At 67.7% G+C, this 6272-nt stretch carries 6 protein-coding genes; 1 reads left to right on the top strand and 5 read right to left on the bottom strand.

Features of this window, described 5'->3' with window-relative positions; all coding sequences use genetic code 11:
* The 5 genes from J3476_RS13850 to J3476_RS13830 form a co-directional block, all read right to left on the bottom strand.
* A partial coding sequence (locus J3476_RS13850; RefSeq protein ID WP_207067019.1) for an MCE family protein occupies positions 1-1239 on the bottom strand: 1239 nt, incomplete at its 3' end.
* Positions 1236-2267, bottom strand: coding sequence for a virulence factor Mce family protein (locus J3476_RS13845; protein WP_207067018.1), 1032 nt, complete (start codon positions 2265-2267; stop codon positions 1236-1238). The genes J3476_RS13850 and J3476_RS13845, both read right to left, overlap by 4 nt.
* A 29-nt stretch (positions 2268-2296) precedes the next feature.
* Positions 2297-3760: an MCE family protein gene (locus J3476_RS13840; protein ID WP_152518288.1), complete on the bottom strand. Its 1464-nt coding sequence runs from the start codon at positions 3758-3760 to the stop codon at positions 2297-2299.
* Between the two features lie 3 nt (positions 3761-3763).
* Positions 3764-4618, bottom strand: a complete 855-nt coding sequence (locus tag J3476_RS13835) for an ABC transporter permease (RefSeq protein ID WP_152518289.1) — start codon at positions 4616-4618, stop codon at positions 3764-3766.
* Complete coding sequence (locus J3476_RS13830; protein WP_207067017.1) at positions 4615-5382, bottom strand: ABC transporter permease; 768 nt, start codon at positions 5380-5382, stop codon at positions 4615-4617. The genes J3476_RS13835 and J3476_RS13830 overlap by 4 nt, the downstream gene beginning before the upstream one ends.
* A gap of 302 nt (positions 5383-5684) precedes the next feature.
* On the opposite strand from J3476_RS13830, the gene J3476_RS13825 reads away from it, so the two are divergent.
* Positions 5685-6260, top strand: coding sequence for a TetR/AcrR family transcriptional regulator (locus tag J3476_RS13825; protein WP_207067016.1), 576 nt, complete (start codon positions 5685-5687; stop codon positions 6258-6260).
* Positions 6261-6272 lie beyond the last annotated feature (12 nt).

The following is a 6272-nucleotide window of genomic DNA, read 5'->3' as shown; positions in this document are numbered from 1 at the left end:
GGGCGGGGGTCCGCCCGGCGGGGGTGCCGGCTCGGGCTCACGGTAGGGGTAGCAGCCCGTCGGGCCGGGCAGCGGCAGACCGGGCGGGCCGCACCCCTGATCGCCCGGATTGCCGGTGATGGCGTCCGGCAACGTCAGATGCGGGTCGCCGCCCTGGCCGGTGCGCGGGTACGGCACCGGCATCGCCGGTGTGCCCGGCTGGCCCACCTGTGGGTCGCTGCGCTCCGAGGGCAACAGCACGTTGGGGTCCAGCCCCAGATCCGAGAACGCCACGTCGATGAACGGCTGCAGGAACTGCCCCGGCAGCAGGTTGGCGACGTAGGTCTTGAAGAACGGTCCCGCCGACACCGACTCGCCCAGTGACATCGAGTACGAGTTCAGCAGGCTCAGCGACTTCTGCAGCCGCTCTTTACGGTTGTCCAGAATCGTCAGCACGCCGTTGAGCTTGTCCAGCGCGGGCCGCAGGGTCGCGCGGTTCTCGCCGATGAAGCCTTGCAGTTGGGCGCTCAGCGCCGAGATGTTCGCCGAGATCTCATCGACGGCCGCACTCTGGGTCTGCAGCTCGGCCAGCAAGGCGTTGGTGTTGGCGACCAGGCTGACCACCTGATCGCTGCGTTCGGCCAGCACCGTGGTGGCCTCGTCGGCGTTGTCCAGCAGGCTGCGCAACTGCTCGTCGCGCTTGTTGAGGGTGTCGGAGAACCGCGCGACACCTTCCACCGCGATCCGCAGCTGGGGAGGAGTGTCGGCAAACGTCGCCGACAGCACCCGCAGCGACTCGGAGAGCTGGTCGGTGTTCAAACCGCTGATCGTGGTGGCCAATTCGCCCAGCGCGTCGGGCAGCTGGTACGGCGACCGCGTGCGGTCCAGTGGGATCGTCCCGTCCTGTTGCCCGTCCCCGCGTGCGACCACCTCGAGGATCTTGGTGCCCAGCAGGCCTTTGGTCTTGATCGCGGCCTCGGTGCGTTCACCGAGGCGGATGTCGCTGTCGACGGTGAAGGTGACCAGCACGCGCGGGCCGTCGAGTTCGATGGATCTGACCTGGCCCACCCGGAAGCCCGAGACCTGAACCGCTGCATCGGTGTTCAGTCCGCCGGCTTCGGCGAAGTACGCGGTGTACTCCCGGCCGGTGTCGACGAAGGGCAACCGCTCGTAGTTCAGGGAGCCCAGCACGATCGCGGCGGTGAGGCCGAGGCCGATGCCGCCGATGAGCAGCTGGTTGCGTTCAGCGAAGGGCTTCATCGTGGCGCGCACCTCCCCGAGGACTGCCCGGCGACCTTCACGTAGACCGGCTGGCCGCCCTTGCCGTTCAGCTTGAGCACGAGATCGCAGAGGTAGAAGCTGAAGAAGTCACCGTAGATGCCTTGGCGCGCCAGCACCTGGTAGGCATCGGGCAGCGTGTTGAGCAGATTGTCGAAGTACTCGTTGTCGGCGACCACGATCCCGGCGGTCCGGTCGGTCTCGTCGATCGTCTTCTTCAGCGGCGGGCGGGCTTCGGCGAGCAGGTCGGCAATGGTGCTGGCAGCCGCGTTGGTGTAGGCCAGACCGTTGGCGATCTCGGTCCCGCGGGCCTCGAGGCCTTCGACCAACTCCGACAGGGCCGTCACCGCCTTGCCGAACTGCTCGCTCTGGTCGCCGAGCGAACCGAGCACCGTGTTCAGGTTGACGATGACGTCGCCGATCAGCTGGTCGCGGTCGGCCAGCGTGCTGGTCAACGCCGCGGTCTGGGCCAGGAACGAGTTGATCGTGCCGCCCTGCCCCTGCAGCGCCGAGATCAACTGCCCGGACAGCGCATTGACCTGGTCGGGGTCCAGGGCCTGGAACAGCGGCCGGAACCCGCCGATCAGCGCGTCGAGGTCCAGCGCCGGCGAGGTGCGGGCCAGCGGGATCGTCTCGCCCCCGGCCAACCGCTCGGTGCCGCCCACGCCCTCTTCCAGCGCCAGGTAGCGACCACCGATCAGATCGTCGTAGCGGATGACCGCCCGGCTGCCCTCGGTGAGCACCACGGAGCGGTCGGCGTCGAACTCGACCAGCGCCGTCGTGTCGGGCTGGATTTCGACGTTCTTGATCTTGCCCACCTCGACGCCGGCGATACGCACGAAATCGTTTGTCTCCAAACCGGTCACGTTGACGAACTCGGCGCGATAGCTCGTGCGCTCCTCACCGAAACGTAGCTGGCCGAACACCGCGTAGAGCCCGAACACACCGAGCAGGCAGACAGCCAGGAACACACCGAGACGCACTGCGTCGCGTCGGATGTTGGCTGTCATCGGTTACCTCTCTCGGTCGGTGGGACGGTTCAGGGCGGGCCGGGTGCCGCCGGCACCGGCGGCGGCACATACGGATACGGCACCGCGGTGGGCTGCAACTGCATCGGATGTTCGACGATGAACGGCTCCGTGCCGGGTCGCGGTCCCGGGTCGCGCGGCGCGCCCGGCGGCGGCGCCGGCGGCAGCCCGGGCCACAGCGGGGTGCCGTCGGGCGCGTACAACTGCGCACCGTACGCGGGGGCGCCCGGATACGGGACCGGCCCGATCGCCGGACCGCCGAACAGATTCCGGATGCTCGGCGGCTCCGGCACCGCGCGGGTCACCGGCAGGTAGTTGGCGTAGGTCGGGAACGCGATGCCCGGGTTGGGGCGCCAGTCCAGACCACTGCCGAACCCGGTGTGGGTCACCAGCTGGCGGACCGGCCAGTTGTCGGCCACCACGGGCAGTGAGCCGCAGCCCGGCTTGCCGCCGGGACCACCCTTGGCGCCGATGATCGGCAGGTGGTTGGGGTAGCGGTACGGGTCGTCGCCGAACGACAGGCCGGTGTCGAACACGATGCTGCGGCCGTTTCCGCCGGGCGATTCGTAACCGCCGTTGTCGAGCAGGTGCTTGGCGCCGACCAGCAGGCAGGTGTATTCGGGGTTGTACTTGTAGAGCAGCTCGGTCGTGGGCTCCAGCACGTTGATCGCCTTGACCAGGTTGGCCTGGTTGGGCGCCAACAGGTTGATACCGCTGTTGGACAGTCCGAGCGTCGAGAGCAGCAGCGCATCGAGCTGGTCGGACTTGCTGACCACCGTGGCGCTGGTCGTACTCGCCGCATCCAAGGTGGACAGGATGTTCTGCGCCGCAGCACTGAACGTCCGGTTGAACGAGGTGAGCGCCTGCAGGTCGGCCCGGATGGTCTCGTTACGCGGATTGAGCTCCAGCAGAACCTGGTTGGCCGCTGTGGTGGCCTCGCCGATCCGTTCACCCTGGCCGCGAACGCCGTCGGACAGCGCCGACAGAGTGCTGTTGAGCTTGGCCACGTCGACCTGGTCGAGCACCTCGACGAGGTTCTCGAAGACGGTGTTGACCTCGGTGGTCACGTTGCGTGACTGCAGCACCTGTCCGGCTTCGAGGCGTTGGCTGCTCGGATCGCCGGGCATCACCAGGTCGACGAACTTGGCCCCGAACACCGTGGTGGCGCGGATCTGCGCCTCGACATTGGCGGGGATGTACTGCAATTGATCGTCGTCGATCTCCAGGCGCAGCGCCACCGGCGAACTCGATTCACCCGTGACCCCGATGTCGGCGACCCGCCCGACCGGCACGCCACGCAGCTTGACATCGGCGTTCTTCTCCATCACCAGACCTGCCCGGTCGGAGGTCAGGGTGACCGGAGTTGTGGACCGCAGCGACCCGGTGAACAGCGCATATGTCAACCAGATGGCGCCGGCGAGCACCGCAACCAAGATCAGTGTCCACCACCCGGGAGCCAGACCGTCGTCGTCCATCCCTCAGCCCGCCAGGTTGAAGTTGCCGGATTGTCCGTACACCGCAAGCGAAATCATCACCAGCACGAACGCAGACACGATCAGAGACGTACGCACCGCGCGGCCGACGGCCTCGCCGACACCCGCCGGGCCGCCGCGCGCACTGAAACCGTAATAGGTGTGCACCAGCATGATCACCACCGCGAGCGCCACACACTGGATGAACGACCAGAACAGGTCGATCGGGTTCAGGAACGTCCGGAAATAATGGTCGTAGACGCCGGTCGACTGACCGTAGAGCACGGTGGTGCCGAACCGCGCCGCCCAGAACGACGCCAGCACACCCACGCAGTAGAGCGGGATGACCACGAGCAGGCCGGCCAACACCCTCGTGGATGCCAGGTAGGCGATGCTGCGGATGCCCATCACCTCGAGCGCGTCGATCTCCTCGTTGATCCGCATCGCGCCCAGCTGCGCGGTGGCGCCGGCGCCGATGGTGGCCGACAACGCCACCGCCGTGGTCGCCGGCGCGATCAGCCGCACGTTGAAGAACGCCGAGGCGAAACCGGTGAGCGCTTCGACACCGATCTCGGCGAAGTCGGTGTAGCCCTGCACCGCCACCAGCGCACCGGTCGTCACGGTCAGGAAGCCGACGATGGCGACGGTGCCGCCGATGACGATCAACGCCCCGGCGCCCAGGCCCATCTGGGCGATCAGCCGGATCAGCTCGATCCGGTAGTCCTTGAGGACCAGGCCGATCGAGCGCAGCGTGCGGCCGTAGAACTTCGCCTGCACACCGACGCTGTTCCAGGGGTCGGCCACACTGCGGAACCGGGCCTTGAGCCAGGGGAATTGGGAATGGGGCCGCGAAACCGTCACATCGTCACCTTGACCGCGACGGCGGTGGCCACGATGTTGATCGCGAACAGCGCCATGAAGGTGAACACCACCGTCTCGTTGACGGCGTTGCCGACGCCCGCCGGGCCGCCACCGACCGAAATGCCCTTGTAGCAGGCGATCAGGCCAGCAGAAAGCCCGAACAGTGCGGCCTTGATCAGCGCGATCGTGACGTCGAGCGCACCGATGATCAGCGTCAGCCCAGCCGCGAAGGCGCCCGGGGAGACGTTCTGGATGTACACGGTGAAGAAGTACGCGCCCGCCAGGCCGACCAGGATCACCGTCGCCGACAAGGCCAGCGACACCAACATCGCGGCAAGCACCCGTGGAACGACAAGAGCCTGAATGGGATTGACCCCCATCACGCGCAGTGCGTCGAGTTCCTCGCGGATGGTCCTGGCGCCGAGGTCGGCACACATGGCTGTCGCGCCCGCGCCGGCGACCACCAGAACCGTGACGATCGGTCCGATCTGGCGGACGGTGCCCAGCGCAGCGCCGGTACCGGAGAAGTCCGCGGCACCGAATTCGCGCAGCAGGATGTTGAACGTGAAGGTCAGCAAGACCGTGTACGGGATCGTGAGCATCAGCGTCGGCAGGATCGACACGCGCGCGACGAACCAGGACTGGCTGATGAACTCGCGCCACGCGAACGGTGGCCTGAACATCGCCACGAACGTGTCCAGCGCCATCGAGTAGAACCCGCCGACTGCGCGCACGGGTTTGGCAATAGCGTCGGGAGCGACCATCTAGCAGGTCCTCCCTCGTCTACACCACAACGCCATTGGCCCTCCGACCGACCGCCGTGCCTGGCTGTGGCTGAGGCTACATCTGCGGAGACGCCGGGAAACCGTATATCAACAAATTCTGACCGAGCAACACGAGACCGGTTGCGTGCGCTGACCAGCACCGGCCCCAGCATCTCCCCGTGTTCTGGGTGGAGCCGGCAAAGTCGGCGACGTCGTGGATCGGCGGCCCGGGGCGGCCGCTGCGCGCGCCGACTCGGCCTACCAGTCGCCGCCTCGGCCCAGCAGGACTAGCGTGGACGGCGATGTCGATCCCGATCCGACGCTTGACCACCACCGAGGCAATGCCGCAGCGCATCCTGAATGCAGCAACGGCGGCCTTCGCCGCACGCGGGTTCACCGGGGCCACGATGGCCGACGTCGTCGACGGGTGTGGGGCCGGCATCGGCAGCATCCACCGTCAGTTCGGCGGCATGCGCGATCTCTTCGTGGCGGCCTTCGACCGGCTGGTCGCCGACATCGACCGGGACGTCGCGGCCGCCACCGACACGAGCCGCGGCGACGACCCGGCGAGGTTCGCGGCCGCGACCCGCGCCTACCTGGGAGCGCTGTGGCTACACCGCGGCGTGGCGGTCGTGTTCAGTTCCGACGACGGTCCTGCCGGGTTCGCCCGCCTGCGCGAACGCCGCTTGTGCGACGCCCTGCGGCGCTGGACTCCCGAGGTGGCGGCGGATCCGTCACCGCAGGGTCAGCTGCTGCTACGGATGCTGGGCGCCATTCTGGCCGAGGCGTCGTCGTTGGTGATCCTCTGCGACGACGAGGCCGACGTCGCGCTGATCAGCGACGCGACGATCGAGGCGATCGACCGCCTCGTTCGGTGAGGGACCGCACCG

Source organism: Mycobacterium sp. PO1 (assembly GCF_017312405.1).
GTDB lineage: Bacteria > Actinomycetota > Actinomycetes > Mycobacteriales > Mycobacteriaceae > Mycobacterium.
The sequence above is the reverse complement of the archived record's forward strand: the minus strand, read 5'-3'. Positions and strand labels throughout refer to the sequence as shown.